The 19,294-nt window shown below is 47.1% G+C and carries 15 protein-coding genes; 13 read left to right on the forward strand and 2 right to left on the reverse strand.

What is annotated here, in order from left to right:
- Nucleotides 1–22 precede the first annotated feature (22 nt).
- From FN124_RS26615 to FN124_RS26625, 3 genes are all read left to right on the forward strand, one after another.
- Nucleotides 23–1,423: a beta-helix domain-containing protein gene (locus tag FN124_RS26615; RefSeq protein WP_142687823.1), complete on the forward strand. Its 1,401-nt coding sequence runs from the start codon at nucleotides 23–25 to the stop codon at nucleotides 1,421–1,423.
- Between the two features lie 148 nt (nucleotides 1,424–1,571).
- Nucleotides 1,572–2,210, forward strand: coding sequence for a hypothetical protein (locus FN124_RS26620; protein ID WP_142687824.1), 639 nt, complete (start codon nucleotides 1,572–1,574; stop codon nucleotides 2,208–2,210).
- Nucleotides 2,207–3,211 carry a S41 family peptidase gene (locus FN124_RS26625; protein ID WP_142687825.1) on the forward strand — a complete coding sequence of 335 codons (1,005 nt, stop codon included), beginning with the start codon at nucleotides 2,207–2,209 and terminating at the stop codon, nucleotides 3,209–3,211. The genes FN124_RS26620 and FN124_RS26625 overlap by 4 nt, the downstream gene beginning before the upstream one ends.
- 82 nt (nucleotides 3,212–3,293) lie before the next feature.
- On the opposite strand, the gene FN124_RS26630 is transcribed toward FN124_RS26625, so the two are convergent.
- The gene (locus tag FN124_RS26630; protein ID WP_142687826.1) at nucleotides 3,294–4,475 is read right to left on the reverse strand and encodes a vWA domain-containing protein; all 1,182 of its coding nucleotides are present in this window, start codon (nucleotides 4,473–4,475) and stop codon (nucleotides 3,294–3,296) included.
- A gap of 23 nt (nucleotides 4,476–4,498) precedes the next feature.
- On the opposite strand from FN124_RS26630, the gene FN124_RS26635 reads away from it, so the two are divergent.
- From FN124_RS26635 to FN124_RS26655, 4 genes are all read left to right on the forward strand, one after another.
- The gene (locus FN124_RS26635) at nucleotides 4,499–6,448 is read left to right on the forward strand and encodes a tetratricopeptide repeat-containing sensor histidine kinase (RefSeq protein ID WP_142687827.1); all 1,950 of its coding nucleotides are present in this window, start codon (nucleotides 4,499–4,501) and stop codon (nucleotides 6,446–6,448) included.
- On the forward strand, nucleotides 6,414–7,166 hold the full coding sequence (locus FN124_RS26640) for a LytR/AlgR family response regulator transcription factor (protein WP_185937422.1): 753 nt from the start codon (nucleotides 6,414–6,416) through the stop codon (nucleotides 7,164–7,166). The genes FN124_RS26635 and FN124_RS26640 overlap by 35 nt, the downstream gene beginning before the upstream one ends.
- A gap of 101 nt (nucleotides 7,167–7,267) precedes the next feature.
- On the forward strand, nucleotides 7,268–8,218 hold the full coding sequence (locus tag FN124_RS26645; RefSeq protein WP_142687829.1) for a sugar phosphate isomerase/epimerase family protein: 951 nt from the start codon (nucleotides 7,268–7,270) through the stop codon (nucleotides 8,216–8,218).
- A gap of 115 nt (nucleotides 8,219–8,333) precedes the next feature.
- Nucleotides 8,334–9,464 carry an epoxide hydrolase family protein gene (locus FN124_RS26655; RefSeq protein WP_142687830.1) on the forward strand — a complete coding sequence of 377 codons (1,131 nt, stop codon included), beginning with the start codon at nucleotides 8,334–8,336 and terminating at the stop codon, nucleotides 9,462–9,464.
- Here FN124_RS26655 and FN124_RS26660 read toward each other — a convergent pair.
- A complete protein-coding gene (locus FN124_RS26660; protein ID WP_142687831.1) occupies nucleotides 9,442–10,161 on the reverse strand; it encodes an acyltransferase family protein in 720 nt (239 codons plus the stop codon). The two genes, FN124_RS26655 and FN124_RS26660, sit on opposite strands and share 23 nt — an antisense overlap.
- 139 nt (nucleotides 10,162–10,300) lie before the next feature.
- Between FN124_RS26660 and FN124_RS26665 the strand changes: the two genes are divergently transcribed.
- The 6 genes from FN124_RS26665 to FN124_RS26690 all read left to right on the forward strand — a co-directional run bounded on the left by FN124_RS26665 (nucleotide 10,301) and on the right by FN124_RS26690 (nucleotide 19,268).
- Nucleotides 10,301–10,558 carry a hypothetical protein gene (locus FN124_RS26665; protein WP_142687832.1) on the forward strand — a complete coding sequence of 86 codons (258 nt, stop codon included), beginning with the start codon at nucleotides 10,301–10,303 and terminating at the stop codon, nucleotides 10,556–10,558.
- A 182-nt stretch (nucleotides 10,559–10,740) separates the two neighbouring features.
- Nucleotides 10,741–11,340 (forward strand): RNA polymerase sigma factor, encoded by a 600-nt coding sequence (locus FN124_RS26670; RefSeq protein WP_142687833.1) that lies wholly within the window; start codon nucleotides 10,741–10,743, stop codon nucleotides 11,338–11,340.
- 170 nt (nucleotides 11,341–11,510) lie between these two features.
- A complete protein-coding gene (locus FN124_RS26675) occupies nucleotides 11,511–12,704 on the forward strand; it encodes a FecR family protein (protein WP_185937391.1) in 1,194 nt (397 codons plus the stop codon).
- Nucleotides 12,705–12,906: 202 nt separating this feature from the next.
- Nucleotides 12,907–16,245, forward strand: a complete 3,339-nt coding sequence (locus FN124_RS26680; protein WP_142687835.1) for a TonB-dependent receptor — start codon at nucleotides 12,907–12,909, stop codon at nucleotides 16,243–16,245.
- A 19-nt stretch (nucleotides 16,246–16,264) separates the two neighbouring features.
- Nucleotides 16,265–18,070: a RagB/SusD family nutrient uptake outer membrane protein gene (locus tag FN124_RS26685; RefSeq protein ID WP_142687836.1), complete on the forward strand. Its 1,806-nt coding sequence runs from the start codon at nucleotides 16,265–16,267 to the stop codon at nucleotides 18,068–18,070.
- A gap of 13 nt (nucleotides 18,071–18,083) precedes the next feature.
- The gene (locus FN124_RS26690; RefSeq protein ID WP_142687837.1) at nucleotides 18,084–19,268 is read left to right on the forward strand and encodes a glycoside hydrolase family 172 protein; all 1,185 of its coding nucleotides are present in this window, start codon (nucleotides 18,084–18,086) and stop codon (nucleotides 19,266–19,268) included.
- Nucleotides 19,269–19,294 lie beyond the last annotated feature (26 nt).

A 19,294-nucleotide genomic window follows, 5' to 3' on the forward strand; every position in this document is an offset into this window, starting at 1 on the left:
AGTCAAAATAATATTAAGCCAGATGAACAGAAACTATTGCCTGCTGACGCTCAATGCTTTTCTATCCATTTGTTTGTTGTCATGTAAGAAAGATGATAAGAAATTAGAGACACAGAAACCTGTTGTTACCCTGCCTGAAAGAATAACAGAGAACCGGACGCTTAAAAGCGACACGGTTTATACTTTTACCGTATCTGTGAATGTAACCAATAACGCGGTACTGACCATTGAACCTGGTACCGTTATCAAGAGCAGGAGCGTAGCAGACGGCTCCGGGCGCTCCGGTTATTTTGCGATAGAAAGAGGGGCAAAAATTATGGCCGAAGGAACCGCGGAGAAACCTATTGTATTTACCTCCGGTTCACCTGCCGGTTTTCAGCAGCATGGCGATTGGGGAGGACTGTATATTTTTGGTAAAGCGCCGGTAAGCGCCTACGATGAAAATACCGGCGGCCCGGCTACAGAAATGACCCTCAGCGGGCTGGGAGCACTTTTACCCTCCGGAGGAGGAACAGATCCCGGTGATAATTCAGGTGTGCTCCGTTATGTGCGTATCGAATTTGCAGGAGTAGGATCGGCAGAATCATACGGACTTGCCTGTGTGGGAGTTGGCTCAGGTACCACCATTGAAAATGTACAGGCCAGCTATACGCAAACCTCGGGCTTTGGCTTCTTTGGCGGAACAGTGAATGCTAAAAACCTGGTGGCGTTTAACAACAGGGTGGCAGGAATCGTTTATTCAAATGGCTATACCGGCATGCAGCAGTTTATTGTTAGCTATAAGCATCCTTACTTCGCAGCCCCGGGATCTTTTATATATACCTGTGATGCCTTATTGGTTTTAAATGATATCAAAGGTTATCCTGTAGCGCCGGATACCCGCCCGGTACTATCTAATGTTACGGCTATCGGGCCTTACAATAATCCAGGTTATAATAGTGCTTTGCCCTGGAATGCTGCCTTTAACATCAGTTATGGAGGCGCCCTTGTACTGAGGAATTCTATTCTTATGGGAATGCCAAAGGGCGGTATTAAATTCAGCGATGATATGGCCGCACAGCGTTTACTTGACGGGACCACGGAATTTTCCACCAACCTGGTACATAGCAATGTTTCAGCAGATGCCTTTACCGTAGATCCCAACGCTGTATATTCAATCGATGCAGCTGGCGTTACCGACTACGCATTAAATCATAATAATAAAATGTATTCAAAACCGGAAGAAATCAACCTTTCAGATCCTTTCAGGTTTGAGCGGCCCGGCCTGTTGCCTAAAACCGGCGCACCCGCTTTAACCGGCGCAGACTTCAGCGGCGAACACTTCCAGGGATTCTTTAAAAAAGTAACCTATGTTGGGGCTTTCGGTACAGAGAACTGGATGCAGAACTGGACCAGCTTTTATCCGTTTAATATTAAATACTAAGCCAATAAAGAAGTATCTGAACATATTACATCATAAAAGCAGCTGTTGTTTTTGTCTTCTCATGATATTATCATACTATCATTGCACGGCACAGCAAATGATAGCAGCAGGTGTTTTTTTGTCAGGGCATACGATAAAAGACGGAGGCATGTCTGCCCTTATTTACCGGGGAACCTACCCGGGCATTGCCCTTCGTTTTTCCAGTATCCGCCCGGGTGTAACACAGGAAATAGGTTTTCGCGGGGCAGCGGGAAAATTACATGCAAAGAACGGCACCAATACCCTGCAGTCGAAAGTTGCTGACCTGGATTACCGTATTTTATTTGCAGTAAGAAAAACAGGCAGTATACAGTTTGACTTAGGAGCCGCACTGGACAATTACTTTAATCTCAGGGAAAGCGAACAATATGTAAATAACCGGGATTATTATGAGTTTATCAGTTCCATTGGCCCCGTTTTGAAATTCAAATATGCATCAACAAAAAACTGCGAAGTTAGTACGGCGCTTTTTTATCCCTTTGCCTCTGCACTGTCAGCGTCGTATGCAGCGGATGAAGGGCAGGCAGGGTTGCATGCGCCATCCTTCCGGACTATGAGGGAAAATATCAGGCTGGCAGGATGGAATGAGCTTAGCAGGATACAGTGGAATACGGGCCTGAAAGTGAAGGCGCATAAAAACAACAGTCTGTCTTTAAACTATCAGTGGGAATATTATAAGGTTAAGACAGTGTTGCTGGTACAATCTGCAGTTCATCATCTCACACTCAACTATTTCTTTTTACTATGAAAAATATTGCCCGGTATTTTGTTTGTAGTATATGGATGATGATCATCTTTGTTTCCTGTGAGAAATCCATCATAAAAGAAGAGGCACAGCACCCGGCGGCTGTTTTTGAAAGCCTCTGGAATGTAATGGATACGAAATACGCTTTGTTCAGTTATAAAAAGGCCAACTGGAAAGAAGTATATAATAAGTACCGGCCGATGGTGTCCGATAATATCAGCAACCAGGAGCTGTTTGATATTTGTACTGCTATGCTCGGCGAGTTGGCAGATGGGCATGTGGCCCTTATTAATGGAGCTCAAAAGTATACCTACAGCGGTTATTACAGTGCCTATCCTCACAATTTTAATTTTGACCTGTTGAAAGAAAAATACCTGCCGGATATTAAATCCCAGGGTATCATGTCGTATGCTTTCCCGGGTCAGTATGGGTACCTGTATATTCCTTCCTTCAGCGATGGACTAACGTTGGCAGATATTGATCTGGCATTGGAAAAACTGGCGCATGTGCAGGGCCTCATCATTGATGTAAGGGATAACTCCGGCGGCGGCTCTGCGAAAGTGGACAGGATCGTTGAAAGGCTGTTGCCAAAAAAGATGCTGCTGAAATATGATATCTACAAGCATGGCCCGGGGCATGATGATTTTTATCCTCCCCAGGCCAAATACCTGGAACCCAGGAACAGTATCCTTGCAGGCAAACCGCTGCTGGTACTAACAAACAGACGATGCTTCAGCTCCTGCAACGATTTTGTATTGTACATGTCGGAGTTGCCTAATGTACTTGTAATAGGGGATCAGACCGGTGGCGGGGGCGGCACTCCATTCGACTATGAACTGCCCAATGGCTGGGGGTTGAAATACTCCGCTTCTATGGCTGTTTCTGCGGCCGGCGTGAATATAGAAGACGGGATTGCCCCGGATTACTTCGTTTCCAACAGCATGGAGGATGAAAGTAAAGGGAGGGATGCTATTTTTAAATTTGCATTGGAACACCTGCAATAGTTAATACTGTAAAAGCCGCTTCCATTAGCATCAAACCGGTAGTTTAATGCTAATGGAAGCGGCTTTTGGTATTAACAGGTATTTATTTTTCGGCTGTATATCCTTTAGTAGCGGCAACCCGGATAATGGACTGGTTGATCGCAGCGCCCAGGTCATCAGTCGTATTGTTGTTCTTCATCGCTTCATCAATATATCTTTGTCTTTGTTTTCCCAGTGCGGCCATCTCTTTCTGGATACTATCTCTTTCCCTGCTTTTGGCCGCCACCAGCGTTTGTAGTTCAGCAGGGCTTTTTTCTCTCAGTTCCCCGGGTAATTCATTTTTGCTGATGTTCTTCAATACCTCAGGATCCTGTTTGGCGCGGTCTACCAGGTCCCAGCTATCATTTTTGTATACTGATTTTGATTTACTCACATAACGTTCTATGGAGTTGGCGGAAGAAATATCCCGGGCATTCTTATCCTGTATCACCTGGTTATTTTTCTTTGATTCCCCATGGGCGCCATAAGCGATATAGGTTTTATTGATGCGTACATTACAGGCTTCAATACGGCTGTCGTACGGTGTTTCTATAAAGTCCACCTTCCGGTCGGAGTCAATATTGAAGTACTGGCCCTGGCCCTTGTCGGCCCCGTCTTTCCAGTGGGTGGCAACGCCTTCCCGTTTACTGCCACAGTAAATAGTGTTAATGAAGATACTTTTACGGAGTGCCTGTTCCGCGGCAGTTCTGTAATTCACCGGTCCCTGGGTGAAAGGTTCGTTGCCTGCAATATAAATGAGTTTCATGTCTGCCTCATCATGGCCCCATTCGAGCGATTTTACGGCGGCATTGATGACCGCGCCACAGTATTCAGATCCGCCATTGGTGCGGAGGGAAAACAGTTTTTCAGAGATGAGATCGAGATCGGTGGTTAACGGGGTTACCTGCCGGATATAAGCGGATTCAGGAGAGAGGCCATCATTGCCATACTCATATAATGAGATTTCAATTGCGGGTGTTTTACCCTTATACTTCAAAGTGGTAAGGGTATTGATTATATTCCATAATCTTGATTTGGCCTGGTCTATCAGGCCATCCATACTGTTAGAGGTATCCAGGAGTAAAGCTACCTGTATACGGGTATTGTCTGCGGCGGAAGGAGAAGCAATAACCGGCGGAGGGGCAGCTGTTTTATACTCTTTTTCAGGGAGATATTTTACAGAACTGTATTTCCATACCAGGAAACCGGATACCAGCAGGGCGCTGGCGAATAGTGTCGTTTTCATGATGTTTGATTTAGAATGACACCATGAAAATAAATGGTCTTTCCCCACCGGGAGGGCGCCACTTGGTGAAATACCGGGTTGAATGGGTGAAATGGCACCTGCCCCGTTCTGAAAAATCTTATTTTGCAGCAGAATCAATGATCATGGTACGTTACTGTATTTGCATACTTATCTTGACCGGGCTGCTTTGTGCAGGCGGGATGGCTGTTGCGCAAAAGAAAAAAAGCGATGCGTACCCGGTATCCAAAGCGGCAAAGGAGCTGAAAAAATCACTTTCCAGGGAGGATAACGATCTGCAAACCGCCATTCATTACGAGGCATTGGCGAAAGAGCTTACCGATAAAAATGAATACGCCAAAGCAGAGGATTATCTTAAAAAAGCGCTGGAGATCTACACCCGGTTAAACCACCCCGATGCAGCAACCACCGGCCGCGCACTGGCGAAAGTGCAGGAAATGCAAAATAAAATAATACCGGCCATCAGGAATTATCAGTCGGCCGGCGACCTGGCCATCGACAAAAGCCTGGAGAACGTGAACTTCAACGATGCTAACCGCCTGCGTAACACCAACCCGCAGGTACAATCCAGCTATGCTCAAACCAATGCCGCTATTTTTGAAAAGGAAGGTAAGAAAGAAGAAGCGGCAGATGCCTATAAGCAATTGGGCAACAGCCAGCTGTTACAGCACAATACGTCCGGCGCCATTGTCAGCTTTAAGAAGGCGCTGGAGAAAAGCGATAACACCCGGGAAATTGCTGCTATCAGTAAAAAGATCTCCGGGGTTTATGTAGCCGGTAACAATATTGATGAAGCCATCAATATAAATGAAGCCATCCTGGAAAAAGCAAAGCAACAGGGGAATATTGAATTGCAGATAGACCAGATACAAGAACTGGCCCAGTTGTACACCAGCAGGCAACAGCCGGAAAAAACGGGTAACCTGCTGGAAGAGGCTTATGTGCTGGCATTTAAAAGCGGGAATACTTCAAAAACAAAAGACTGCCTTCTTGCACTGACGCGGTACTACCGGGAGCAGCGGAAAGAAGCCATTGCCCTTAAGCGGTACGATGATTTCCTTCATAACCTGGATACGCTTATCCGTACAGACAGCTCTCTTGTGGACGCCAGCCTGTTCGATATTACAGAAGAAAAGATCAAAGACCTGGAAAAGGAAAAGGCATTGCAACTGGCGCTGATCAATAACAAGAATACGCTTAATTATTTACTGATCGCCTCTGTTATGGCAATGGTAATATTGTTGTTCTTCATTGTCCGCTCGCTGCGGGCCATCAAGGTCAAGAATAAAAAAATTGCCCTGCAATCACTGCGGCGCGAGATGAACCCGCATTTCATCTTCAACAGCCTGAACAGCGTGAATCAATATATTGCGGAAAACAACGAGATGGAGGCCAACAGGTATCTTACATCGTATTCCGGCCTCATGAGAAATGTGATGGAACATTCCAATAAGGATTTTGTTTCCTTAGCCGTAGAGGCAGAGCAGCTGAAAAGCTACCTTGACCTGGAGCAGCTGCGTTTCAGTGATAAATTTGTGTATATAATGGATATAGATGAAGCCCTGGATACCGACGCGGTGATGATCCCCAATATGCTGATCCAGCCTCACCTGGAAAATGCGGTATGGCATGGGCTCCGGTATAAAGCCACGAAAGGGCTGCTCCGGGTTACCTTTCAGAAGCAGGCGCATTGTATACGGGTAGTAATAGCGGACGATGGCATCGGGCTAACGGAGAGCCATAAACTAAAAACAGTTCACCAGAAAGCGCACCAGTCCAGGGGTATTACCAATACCATGGAGCGGATCAGTTTACTGAACGATATTTACCACCTGGATATCCGGATGCAGATGGACGAAATAGCGGATGGCGCTACCGGAACAAGCGTGGTACTGCAACTTCCCTTAATGGATAAGAATGATGTTAACAGGAAAAATCACTTCAGTTATCGTTGAAGATGAAGCCGCTGCTCTGGCAGCCTTGCAAAACTACCTGGGAAAATTTTGTCCGCAGGTAGAAGTAGTGGGCACGGCCCAGAACAGCAGGGAAGCCATCGCGTTATTGCATGAGTTGCGCCCGCAGCTGGTATTCCTTGATGTGGAAATGCCTTTTGGCAATGCCTTTGATGTGTTGGAAGGGTGCCAGGACCTGCAGTTTGAAACTATTTTTGTAACGGCTTTTTCGGAGTATTCCCTGAAAGCGCTGAACCAGAGCGCTGCTTATTACCTGTTGAAACCGGTGAGCATAGAAGAGCTGATCCTGGCGGTGAACAAGGTACAGCAACAGTTACAACAGAAGCACTGGCTGAACAGGAACCGTATCATCATGGAAAATGCCCGGGAGAATAACCCGGGTATGCAACAGGTGATCCTGCCCACCCTCGATGGATTTGATGTGGTAAAGATGAATGAGATAGTACGCCTGAAAGGGAATGGTAATTTTACGGATGTTTATTTAACCAATGGCAGTAAGAAGATGGTATGCCGTTTTCTGAAACATTTTTCTGAGATGTTACCCCATCCGTTCGTACGGGTGCATAAATCGCATATCATTAATATCCATTATGTGCAGTCGTACCACAAGGGCGCCGGCGGCTATGTAAACCTGAACGATGGCACCGAGGTGGAAGTGTCGCCGGCGTATAAGGATAACCTGTTGAAAGCGTTTCAGTAATAGTGCTGTTGCGCATAAATCATACCAGCGCGGCTATATTTTTCATGTACAAAATATTAGCGGTTGCATTTGCCGGATGTAAGTTATATTTTAATGGTATTATGACTGACCTATCATTTAACCGCAGGCATGCGTTGAAAACGCTGGGCTTAACTGCCGGCGCTGCTCTGTTGAACCTGCCGGCATCAGCTTCAGCTGATACCGGAAAACCTTCCCCTTCTTTTAAGTACTCGCTGAACATGAGTACCATCCGCGGACAGCGTCTGGGATTTATTAAAGAGCTGGAAACTGCTTCCAAAGCCGGTTTCAGATCTGTGGAAATATGGATAGATACTTTTCAGCAATACCTGGAGCAGGGTGGAACTGTAACAGAAGCAAAGAAGATAATTGACGATTTGGGCATTGAAGTGGAAAACGCCATCGGTTTTGCCAAATGGATAGTGGATGATGACGCCACCCGCAAAGCAGGGCTGGAACAGTTGCAGCGTGAAATGGAACAGCTGGCAAAGATCGGCTGTAAACGGGTGGCCGCTCCTCCGATGGGAGCTAACAGCAAAGACGCCGCGTTAATTAACCTGGATGTTGTTACAGAGAGGTATATAACGATACTGAAGATGGGAGAACAAACCGGTGTGATGCCCATACTTGAAATGTGGGGCGGATCGCCCAACCTGAAGAAGATAAGCCAGATATTATACGTAGTGGCGGAAAGCGGTCATAAAGATGCGCGTGTGCTGATGGATGCATTTCATATTTTTAAAGGAGGCTCCAGCCCGGAGAGTATGGCGTTTGTAGGCAAACCCGCCGTAGAGGTATTTCATATCAACGATTACCCTGCGGGTATTGCGCCGGAGAAAATTTCAGAGCCGGACCGTATTTACCCGGGAGATGGGATTGCCCCATTGCGGCAGATGCTGCAGTATATAAAAGATCCCAATAAACCGGTAGTATTATCGCTGGAAGTGTTTAACCCGGAGTATTATAAACAGGATGCCTTGCTGGTGGCGAAAACGGGGCTGGCAAAGATGAAGGCAGTTACGGAGGGGGTGTAAAAGTATCTTGGCAAAGCAGCTATATGGCGTGAATAATGGCTTGCTGCCTGAAAAGGAATTGTTGTTATCCCGGCTTTCTTTTTGTACCACCATCCCCAGTACAAAACGCTTCCAAATGATACAATCATTCCAGGTACACATCGCCCAGACGGTACTGAACGATCTTAAAGCCCGTATCCTCGCTGCCAGGTGGCCGAATGCCATAAATAATGAACACGGGATGAGCCTTTCATTTATGAAAGAGCTGGCAGATTATTGGGCTAATGATTTCGACTGGCGCAAAACAGAAACAGCCATTAATGCCTGGCCTGGGTTCATAGCAGAAATAGATGGTTATAAGATACATTTCCTGCATATAAAAAGTAAGCATCCCAACGCCATCCCGGTCATTATTTCCCACGGATGGCCAGGCTCCTTCCAGGAGATGCTGAAAGTATTACCGGATCTAACGGGTAATGCAACAACACCCTTTGATGTGGTAGTGCCTTCCTTAGTAGGTTTCGGCTTCTCCTCCAAACCGGTGGAGGAAGGAATAAATACTTCGCTGATGGCGCAGCTCTGGATGAAGCTGATGGATCAGTTGGGATATCATAAATTTATTGCCCAGGGCGGCGATTTTGGCGCTATTATCTCCACCCGGATGGCTATGCAATACCCGGAAAAGCTGATCGGGCTGCATATGAACTATATTCCTTTCAACTATAAGCCTTTCATGCCACCCGGTGAAAAACTCTCAAAGGAGGAAACAGATGCGCAGCAGCAAATGTATCGCTTCTTCCAGGCAGAAGGCGCTTATGCACAGGTGCAAACCACAAAGCCGCTTACGCTTTCCTATGGGCTCAATGATTCCCCTGTAGCGCTATGTGCATGGATCCTCCAGATATTCCGTAGCTTTTCGGACCCCGGTGTACCACTGGAGCAATTGTTTGAGAAAGATGAGTTACTGTCGAATGTGACACTGTACTGGATCACGCAAACGATTCACTCTTCTATGCGTTTGTATAGTGAGGTGCAGAAAGAGCCCCTGGATTTCGGGGAACATGATTTTATAAACGTACCTGTTGGTATAGCGCATTATCCTTATCCCCGCAGCTTTCCTGCGCGGAAATATGTTGAAAGGGGATACCAGGTGCGCTATTGGAAAGATATGCCGGCAGGCGGCCACTTTGCAGCCATGGAGCAACCAGCGCTGTTTGCAGCAGATCTCCGGGAATTTGCGGGCACTATTTACTCCTCCATGCGGTAAGATATTTACGGAGGGGGATATCATATGCTATCATTACCAGATAGGAAAAGCCAGCCAGAAGAATGGTGCCGCCAGTGATGATCACCGCCAGCTGCATTGTTCCGGGCTTGTGCGAGGCATAATAATTACCGAACATCCACATGGCTGCATAATGTGTCATATAGAGCGGATAAGATATCTTACCGGAAAAAACACAAAGTTTTTTAAATCCTGCAGTAAGCCTGGCGCCGGCGCCAAGTGCAATCAGCAAAGGGAAATAGCATAATACCACTAACAGCTCTGCCAGCCAGTTCCATTGAAAATAGGGCATTACGAGCGCCAGTAACAATAACACTGATAACCCGGCAAAGCCCAAACGGTTTTTAATGATCCAGTTAAAGCGGAATACCAGCAGCCCGGCTAAAAAAGAATAAAAGAATGGATGCAACCTGATGAGCCTCGACTTAAAAAATTCCATTACGCCCATTTTCCCGATACGGTTATCATAGGCGTATCCTATCACGAACCCGGATAAGCAGAAAAAGAAATCCACCGCCAGGAAGCCATGCCCCACAAAGTTTTTACTGTAGTCGGTATACACTATTTCCATAAAATGAAAAACAACTACTGTGAGGGCGGCTATGCCTCTTAATCCGTCTAATATTTCAAAATGTTGTCTGGTCTTTAGCAGGTCCGGGCTCAGTTTGTTCACGTTCATTGGTTACTGTTACAGGTAAATAGCCGGCAGCCTTCATTGTGGCAGCGGGGCCGTAAATAAATAACATTATTCCCGGATTTCCTAACCGTTTAACAGGCTGGTGTATCTTTTGTAACCAGTGAACGATAAACTTATTTATATGGAAACAACAGATATCACCGTTTATATCGACAACAAGCCTTACCGTTTTCACATCGACGTAGATTATGAAAACGAAAAAACCACCTACCGGGTATCAACAGATCCTGAACAGGGGGAAAAGCTCGACTTTATGCCAGCCAGCCTGCATTTTAATGAAGATGGGAAAGTTACTATAAAAGAGCGCCTGCGTACAGTGGAACAGGAGCAGATTGCACGGCTGATATGGCAGGAGATCCTGGATAAGATGAAACCATGAAACGATTTGTGGCTGGTTTGCTACAACTATCTGTTTCCGTTCTCAGCCATAAAAAAGAGGGATGCCAATATAGTATCAAAATTTGCTAATCACTTTGAATTTTTTAGCAGATGATATTATAATTTGACCTCACTGTATTCCCGTTCTCCACAAGGTGGTTTTTAAAGAAGTGAGGTCATTTAATGAAAACAACTGAAATCATCAACGAAGAATATTACGCTATCCGCCTGCAACAAGGCGATGAAACGGCTTTCCGGTATATTATGAACCGGTATTTTGCGGTGATCACCAACTTTGCCAGGCGTATCGTGGTGAATAAGGCTGTGGCAGAGGATGTGGCGGAAGAAACATTTATCAAGTTATGGAACGATCATAAAAAAGCAGGCTCCTTTCAATCTATCAAGGCATTCCTGTTCATAGCAGCAAAAAATGCCTGTATCAATGAACTGAGAAAAGAGAAAAACCTGCAGTACCGTCATCATGCCTATGCTGCCAGTATGACCAGCGAAGCGGATTTCATTGCCAATGAAATTATCCGCGCGGAAGTAAAGGCGGAAATATTAAGAGCAGTGAACAGTTTACCTGAAAAGATGAAACGGGTATTCCAGCTCGGCTTTCTGGAAGGATTACCCAACCGCAAAATTGCGGAAGAATTAAAAGTGTCTGTTAACACCGTGAAATCCCAGAAGTTCCGTGCACTGGAACTGGTAAAAGGAAAGCTCCATGGCAAAGATATCCTGCCTTTTGCTTTAATAGTACTGGCAGCCCTTCACAAGGAATAGCCCCCGGAAAAATATCTACCCCTGAAAAAATTTTTTCTCCTCCACTCATCCGAAATGATCCGGGCAGTGTATCCACTATATAACAGCAATATTTTTTTTCAGTAAGCAATGCAGTCCGTGGCCCTGTAATGTGTGGTCACAGTGGCCATGGCTGCATACTATTATTTTCTATGGAAGAAAAAGACGTACAACAGCTATTACAGATAGCCCGGCTTATTTACCGCCAACGCTCGGGTGAACTTGATGAATCGGAACAGGAAACGCTGAACGGCTGGCTGGCGGCCAGTGAACAGAACCGCAGCTTATTCGCGGAGCTTTCCAGCGGGCAACTGGAAGCCATTACGCGTGGTGAGGCGGACCAGGAAAACCTGAAGGCATCTATTGAAAGAGTGTACCTGGCCACCGGTATCAAACCCGGACCGGCAAATATATATATGAGTAAGTGGAGAACATGGCGCTGGGCAGCAGCCGTGTTGGTGCTGGCTGTTACAGGTGCATGGGCACTGCGGCTGGTAAAGCAAAATAAACAACCGCCATTGGTGGCTGTGCATACCGCAGATGTGGCGCCGGGTAGCCGCAAAGCTACCCTGCAACTGGGAAATGGCAGCACCATTGTGCTGGATGATGCACAGAACGGCGTTATTGCCAACCAGGGCCAAACGGTAATAAAAAAATCTGCCAACGGCCAGCTGGTATATGATGCTTCTGCAGCGGTTGCAACAGAGGTCACCTACAATACCATTGCTACCCCCAACGGTGGCGAGTATGAAGTAATACTACCCGATGGATCGCATGTTTGGTTGAATGCCGCTTCCTCTATCCGCTTCCCGGCAGCATTCACCGGTAACACCCGGCGGGTGGAAATTAACGGGGAAGCCTATCTTGAAATAGTAAAGAACGCGAAAGCTCCTTTCATTGTCGTTTCCGGTAACCACTCAGTGGAAGTGCTGGGAACCACCTTCAATATTCACTCGTATCCCAAAGAGGATAATATCGCTACTACGTTAATAAAGGGCAGCATCCGCATCGCTGCAGGTAAATACACCAAAGTGCTGCAGCCCGGGCAGCAATCGCTCGTGAACAGGAACGCAGGCGATATCCGGCTTGCCCCTGAGGTGAATATGGACGAGGTACTGGCATGGAGGAACGGCAAATTTATTTTTGACGACACCAGTATGAAAACCGTTGTGAGCCAGCTGGAACGCTGGTATGATGTAAATATTGATTATACCGGCATGGAAGACTATCGCTTCAACGGGGAAATATCAAGGAATGTTAGTCTTTCGAAAGTATTAAAAATGATGGAGCTCACCAGTAATATCCACTATAAAATAAACGACAGGAACATCTACATGACAAAGTAAGAAAAGCAATAAAGACAAAAAACCGGAAGCGCGGGAACGCTGCCGGTTACTGTCAGGCTAATGGGGACTTCGTATCAATAAAATCCTTCAACCTTAACATCGCAAATGTATGAATTTTATCATTCATCGCAAGGACCATCTGCGCCTATCCAAACCGGTGCCATGGAATTGCTTTATCAACCATTCCAAAGTACTCCTGGTTATGAAACTAACTGCTCTACTCTTAACAGGTATCTGCCTGCAGGTCAGTGCAACGGCCTGGTCACAGGAGGTCACACTTTCAGAGAAAAATGCACCGCTGAAAAAGGTTTTGCAGCAGATCAGCAAACAAAGCGGCTATACCTTTTTTTACGATGCCCGCTATCTCAACGAAGCCAAACGTATTAATGTAGAAGTAACTAAAGCGCCTGTTGATAAGGCGCTGGATGCCTGCTTCTACGGTCAGCCTTTCACCTACGAAGTACTGGACCGTACCATTATTGTAAAACGAAAAAAGATTGAAGAGAGAGCACCCGCACCAACAGCCGCGTATAGCTGGGTACTGTCCGGTAAAGTGATCAATGAAAAAGATGAAGCGCTGCCCGGCGCTACCATCAAGGTACTGGGCACTTCCAAAGGCGTGGTCACCGATGTGTACGGAAAATTCCTGGTAGAAATCGGCAACGAAAATGATTCCCTGTCTGTTACCTTCATCGGTTACAAAACACAGATCATCCATCCAGGCACTCAGAAAACCATTCTCATAAAACTTTTGCCCGACCTGGAAAACCAGAAGCTCAATGATGTAGTGATTGTAGGATTTGGTACACAGAAAAAAGTATCCGTTACAGGCGCGGTATCCACGGTAAAGGTGAGCGAACTGCAACAATCTTCTACCGCCTCATTATCCAATACTATCGGCGGAAGATTGCCAGGTATCATTACCCGGCAGAGCTCCGCGGAACCTGGCTTCGATGCGGCCAGCGTGTTTATCCGCGGTCTTGGTACATTCACCGGCAACAAATCCCCTCTCATCCTGGTGGATGGTATTGAGCGCGATATGAACAACCTCAACGTACAGGAAATAGAAACTTTCTCGGTGCTGAAAGACGCATCAGCCACCGCTGTTTATGGTATCCGCGGCGCCAATGGCGTAATCCTCATCAACACAAAAAGAGGAGCGGAGAGCAGGCCCATTGTATCGTTCCGTACAGAAACGGCCCGCCTCACCGGGATGCGCTTCCCCAAATATATCAACAGCTACGAGTATGCCATCCTGGCCAATGAAGCCATGAAGAACATTGGTAAACCTCCTTTTTATACAGATGAACAGGTACAGAAATACAAAGACCATTCAGACCCTTACCTGTACCCTGATGTAGACTGGATAGACGTGGTGCTGAAAAAACATACCATTCAAACCATCAATAACCTCAGCGTAAGAGGCGGTAACCAAACATTCCGTTACTATACCAACGTTGGTTATACTTTTGTTGACGGACTTTATAAAGAAGATAAATCCGTTCCCTATAAAACCAATACCAGTTTAAAACGTTACAACTTCAGATCAAACGTAGACGCCAATCTTTCTAAGAATCTGACGATGGACCTCAGCCTCGGAGGTATCATTGAAAACGGGAATGCGCCTGGCTTACAGGGCGGCGCTCCTGAATTGTTTGACGCATTGAGATGGACGCCCAATAACGCCTACCCGGTGAAAAATCCCAACGGGTCCATTCCCGGCTTAGGCACTTTCCTGAATGAAAATCCATTTACAAAAAGCACGCAAACGGGCTACCAGAAAAGATTCCGAAATACCATCCAAAGCTCTCTGGGCGCCACCTGGGACTTATCCTCGCTGGTAACAAAAGGGTTGAAACTACGAGGCCTCTTTGCTTATGACTACTATGGCGCCATGACCACCGTACGTGTGAAAAGCCCGGCTTCTTATCAATATCTCGGTCCCGATGCCAATGGCGTAGACCAGTACCAGCTCATTAAAACAGAACAGGCGCTTGGATACTACACGAATTCCAGCGCCAACCGCGCGGCTTACCTGGAAGTTTCAGCCAACTACGACCGCTCCTTTGGAGATCATCGCGTAGGAGGCCTGATACTGGGCAACCGCCGGGAGTATGTAGACCTGATGGCAGGAAGCTCCATCGGCAATATTCCCTTCAGAAGGCAGGGGTTGGCCGGTCGCGTTACGTACGATTACAACTCCAAATACCTCGTGGAATTCAACGTAGGATATAACGGCTCGGAAAATTTCCCCAAAGGAAAACGATACGGCTTCTTCCCCTCCGCTGCTGCCGGGTGGCTGGTGTCTAACGAAAATTTCTGGAATAAAAATATTATCAGCTTCCTGAAAATAAGAGGTTCCTACGGGCAGGTTGGTAACGACCAGATAGGCGGCGCCAGGTTCCTGTTCCAGACAACTATCGATAAAGCCCCTGCCCACGGCTGGTTTGACCCGTACTATATGTTCGGCGCCAACCAAACTTACCAGACCGGCGCTTTCATGGAAAGCCGCATCGGCAACCAGAACGTTACCTGGGAAGTGGCTACTAAAGGGAATATTGGGGTAGATATGGAACTGCTTAATGGTAAAATTACACTCACCGTAGATGCCTTCAAGGAACGCAGGAACGGTATCCTCATTGCACGGCAACAAATACCCATATCAGCAGGCTACCCGTCAGGTATCATTCCTTACGCTAATCTGGGAATAGTGAACAATCAGGGAGTAGATGGTAACATCGAAATCAAGAACCGGACAAAATCAGGCTTCTATTATTCCGTACAGGGCAATTTCACTTATGCCCACAATGAAATAGTAGAAGATGATTCGCCCGTAAGGCCACTGGCCTACCAGAACAGCCGGGGGCAAAGCATTGACCGCCCCTTTGGTTACGAGGCCCTCGGCCTGTTCAAAGACCAGGCAGACATCGACAAAAGCCCTTCGCAAACAACCCTGCAATCTGTAACACGCCCCGGTGATATCAAGTACCGCGACCTGAACGGAGATGGTAAAATAACCCCGGACGACAGAACCTATTTCGGTTATGCACGCAATCCCGAAATCATGTACGGCTTTGGCGGTACCGTAGCCTGGAAGGGAGTAGACATGAGCATCTTCTTTACCGGCGCTGCCAGAACAAGCTACCTGCTCAGCGGCCGCAGCTCCTACGCATTTTCGGGCGGTGTAGGTAATTACAACGTAATGCGAGAAGTGTACGATAACCGCTGGATACCCGGGGCCGACAATACCAACGCAAAATATCCGACGGTCATCGATATCAATAATACCAACAACTACGTAACCAGCACCCTCTATATGAAAAACGGCAACTACCTGCGCCTGAAATCAGCAGAGATAGGATATACGTTTACCAAAACACTCACAAAAAGAGTAGGCATCAGCAGTATACGCGCATTTGTGAACGGCACTAATCTCGCCGTATGGGATCATATCAAAATCGCAAATCCCGAAATCGATAACGGGGAAAGCCTCTACCCGCTGCAAAGCAGCATCAATGCAGGCGTTCAGGTAAATTTTTAAACGTATTAAAATCATTAGGATGAAAACGATCACAAAATATAGTGCGTTCCTGTTCCTTCTGCTGGCAGCAGTATCCTGTAAAAAAGATTTCCTGGATAAAGCACCGGACGATGACCTGACCATTGCCAACGTATTCTCTAACCGCGATTACGCGAATAATTATCTTACCAACGTATATTCCCATCTGCCGGATGAAATGGTATGGGCAGATAACAAAGACAATCCCTTTCACGGCGCCGCCGATGAACTGAAACAATTCTACCCGCCATCGTTCTGCAACAGTATGACCTCCGGAGCATGGGATCCCAACTCCACCGTGATCAACCCCTGGGCAAGGAACTACGCGGGACTGCGTAAGGCAAATATCTTTATCGAAAACATCGACAAAGTACCACTGGATCAGTTCTATACCAAAGAAGCACGGGACCGGCAGAAAGGAGAAGCTATTTTCCTGAGAGCCTTCTATCACTTCTTACTGGTACGGCTATACGGACCTGTACCTATTGCCGACAGCAGCATATCGCTGGACACAGATTTCAAAAGCATCCGGCGCCAACCCCTGCAGAAGTGTGTGGACTATATCGTATCACAGTGCGACCAGGCTGCTGCATTGCTGCCTCCGCGCATTACTTCTGAAACAGAATACGGCCGGCCCGCGAAATCAGCTGCACTGGCCCTGAAAGCCCGCGTGTTGCTGTATATGGCCAGCCCCTTGTTTAACGGTAACCCCGACTATGTGAATGTAAAAGACCATGAAGGCGTGCAGCTGTTTCCCGCTTTCGACGCCAACCGCTGGCAGGTAGCCGCCGATGCGGCAAAGGCCTGTATCGATCAAACGCAGGCGGCAGGGTACGCCCTGTATACATCTCCGGGAAATAACCCGGTAAAAAACTACCAGGAAATATTCTACATGAACAATAACCAGGAAGTGTTCTTTGCGTACAATGATGGTACTTACGATGGCCTGGATGTTTACAATGAACCGTTAAGTCTGGCTGGCTTTACCTTACACGCTCCCACCCAGGATATTGTGGACCAGTACGAAATGGCCAACGGGCAACGGCCTATTACCGGCTACACTGCCGATCATACACCCATCATCAACGCTGCATCAGGCTATACGGAAACCGGGTTTACAGATGCTCCCGGTCCGGATAACCTTTATGTAGCCGGTACCAGCAATATGTATGTGGGCCGGGAACCGCGGTTCTATGCCAGTATTAATTTTTCGGGATCGGTATGGAAAACACGTACCGGCGGACTGGAATTCTGGTTTAAAGGTGCAGATGGAAAACTGCGCGCCGGCGGCGGTAACTACAGTGTAACCGGTTATCTGCTGAAGAAATTGTCTGATCCGAATTTTGTTTTTAAACCACAGGAGAAGAGAACGCTGCGCACCTGGATATTTTTCAGGCTGGGAGAACAATACCTCAACTATGCAGAAGCGCTCAACGAAGCACAGGGCCCGGTAGGGGATGTGTATAAATATGTAAACCTGATCAGGAACCGTTCGGGACTGCCTGCGCTGCCAGGTGGTTTAAGCAAGGACGAAATGCGCGAACGCATCCACCACGAACGGCAAATAGAGATGGCATTTGAATCGCACCGCTATTTCGATTGCCATCGCTGGAAGATTTCTGAAACAACAGATAATGGCAACATGTATGGATTGAATATTTATGCAGGAGAATCAAAAACTGATCCGGCGTTCTTTAAAAGAACCGTTTTCGAACGCAGGGTTTTTGAGAAGAAACATTACCTGTGGCCTATGCTGAAATCAGAAACAGACAAGAATCCTAATCTCCTTCAAAACCCCGGATGGTAATAAAATAAAAGGCATGAAAATATTACTGATGATGTTAGTCCTCCTGCCGCTGCACCTGGCGGCGCAGGAGCTGTATAAACTCCCCGCAGATGCAGACACGCGCTGGATCAGTTTCGAGAACCGCTCAGGCGCCAAAGGGCAGGCCGGTATGGAAAACAAAGGCGCCAAAGGACATGCCTGCGATACGCTCAAAGCCGGTGGCAGTGTAACCCTGATGGATTACAGCGGCGCCGGTGTTATTAACAGGATATGGCTAACTACTTCACAAAAGCCGGAAGCGCTCCGCTCTGTTCATATCGATATGTATTGGGAAGGCGCCTCCAAACCTGCGGTATCCGTGCCTTTGGGCGATTTCTTTGGTATGGGGCTGGGGAGAAAAACAGCTTTTCAATGCGCCCTGTTCTCCGATCCGGAAGGAAGGTCATTCAACTGCTATATCCCTATGCCTTTTAATAAACATGCAAGGATAGTGCTGGTGAATGAATCAAAAGAATCGCACCTGCTGTTTTATGATGTGAATATTACGGCGCTGAAGAAGCCGCAGAAAGACCTCCTGTATTTTCATGCGTACTGGAGCAGTAACAAACAAACCAAACTGGGAGAGGATTTTGAAATGCTGCCCGCCGTTAAAGGAAAGGGGCGCTACCTGGGCAGCAACATGAGTGTAATAACGGATACCATATATGGCAATACCTGGTTTGGAGAAGGAGAAGTAAAGATGTATCTCGACGATGATACGCAGTATCCTACACTGGCAGGCACCGGTACGGAAGATTATATAGGCACCGGCTGGGGGCAGGGCGTGTTTACGCATCTATACCAGGGATGTCCTATTGCGGATACCAAAAAGAAGCAGTTTGCCTTTTACCGGTATCATATACCGGATCCCGTTTATTTCCGCAGCAGCTGCCGGGTAGCCATACAGCAAATGGGCGGTGGCGGCAGGGGGCACCTGAGAGCTGCTGTAAAGGCCGGGGCCCGGTTGAAAGTGGTTACCGTAACCACGCCTGCTACCCTCGTTAAAATCCTGGAAGATCCTTCTTACCCTGACCTTTTCGACGAGAAGTTTCCCGATGGCTGGGTCAATTTTTACCGGCTGGATAATTATTCCGCTACAGCTTATTTCTATCTCGATACACCTGACAACAATCTGCCGGCGCTGGCGCCACTGGCGGAACGTATGGCAGGAATACTTTAATAAACCCAACGGGTAAACGAAGTTTT

It is taken from the genome of Chitinophaga polysaccharea, assembly GCF_902150045.1.
Classification (GTDB): Bacteria; Bacteroidota; Bacteroidia; order Chitinophagales; family Chitinophagaceae; genus Chitinophaga; species Chitinophaga polysaccharea_A.

Coding starts and splice junctions, on each gene's coding strand:
- FN124_RS26675 (WP_185937391.1), top strand. CDS start 11,511: ATGGAAGAAAAAGACGTACAACAGCTATTACAGATAGCCCGGCTTATT.
- FN124_RS26690 (WP_142687837.1), top strand. CDS start 18,084: ATGAAAATATTACTGATGATGTTAGTCCTCCTGCCGCTGCACCTGGCG.
- FN124_RS26620 (WP_142687824.1), top strand. CDS start 1,572: ATGTCTGCCCTTATTTACCGGGGAACCTACCCGGGCATTGCCCTTCGT.
- FN124_RS26670 (WP_142687833.1), top strand. CDS start 10,741: ATGAAAACAACTGAAATCATCAACGAAGAATATTACGCTATCCGCCTG.
- FN124_RS26680 (WP_142687835.1), top strand. CDS start 12,907: ATGAAACTAACTGCTCTACTCTTAACAGGTATCTGCCTGCAGGTCAGT.
- FN124_RS26630 (WP_142687826.1), bottom strand. CDS start 4,475: ATGAAAACGACACTATTCGCCAGCGCCCTGCTGGTATCCGGTTTCCTG.
- FN124_RS26655 (WP_142687830.1), top strand. CDS start 8,334: ATGATACAATCATTCCAGGTACACATCGCCCAGACGGTACTGAACGAT.
- FN124_RS26665 (WP_142687832.1), top strand. CDS start 10,301: ATGGAAACAACAGATATCACCGTTTATATCGACAACAAGCCTTACCGT.
- FN124_RS26645 (WP_142687829.1), top strand. CDS start 7,268: ATGACTGACCTATCATTTAACCGCAGGCATGCGTTGAAAACGCTGGGC.
- FN124_RS26660 (WP_142687831.1), bottom strand. CDS start 10,161: ATGAACGTGAACAAACTGAGCCCGGACCTGCTAAAGACCAGACAACAT.
- FN124_RS26625 (WP_142687825.1), top strand. CDS start 2,207: ATGAAAAATATTGCCCGGTATTTTGTTTGTAGTATATGGATGATGATC.
- FN124_RS26640 (WP_185937422.1), top strand. CDS start 6,414: ATGTTAACAGGAAAAATCACTTCAGTTATCGTTGAAGATGAAGCCGCT.
- FN124_RS26635 (WP_142687827.1), top strand. CDS start 4,499: ATGAAAATAAATGGTCTTTCCCCACCGGGAGGGCGCCACTTGGTGAAA.
- FN124_RS26685 (WP_142687836.1), top strand. CDS start 16,265: ATGAAAACGATCACAAAATATAGTGCGTTCCTGTTCCTTCTGCTGGCA.
- FN124_RS26615 (WP_142687823.1), top strand. CDS start 23: ATGAACAGAAACTATTGCCTGCTGACGCTCAATGCTTTTCTATCCATT.